Annotated in this window: 1 protein-coding gene; it reads right to left on the bottom strand. The window is 34.7% G+C overall.

Annotation, left to right across the window (positions count from 1 at the left end; translation table 11 throughout):
* Nucleotides 1-203: cation transporter (locus PF021_RS08580; protein ID WP_271022064.1), on the bottom strand; the 203-nt coding region annotated here is incomplete at its 3' end.
* Between the last annotated feature and the right edge of the window lie 36 nt (nucleotides 204-239).

Raw genomic sequence — 239 nt, 5'->3', positions numbered from 1 at the left:
AAATTATATTCTTTGCTAGATCCTTGAGAGCTTTTTTTCAAAGCTAAAAAATTTAAACCCGAAATCACACAATCAAGTAAAGAATCAATCGCACTAGAAAGCACCGCAACAGAACCCGAAGCTAAACCTACTATAAATTTAACAATAGCTAAAAAAACAGCACATACACTTGCGATGATGGTTGCGCTTTTTTGCAAATTCATCTTTGACCTTCATAGCGGTTTTGACAAGAACAATGC

The organism is Helicobacter ibis, from assembly GCF_027859255.1.
GTDB classification, from domain to species: Bacteria; Campylobacterota; Campylobacteria; order Campylobacterales; family Helicobacteraceae; genus Helicobacter_D; species Helicobacter_D ibis.
The sequence above is the reverse complement of the archived record's forward strand: the minus strand, read 5'-3'. Positions and strand labels throughout refer to the sequence as shown.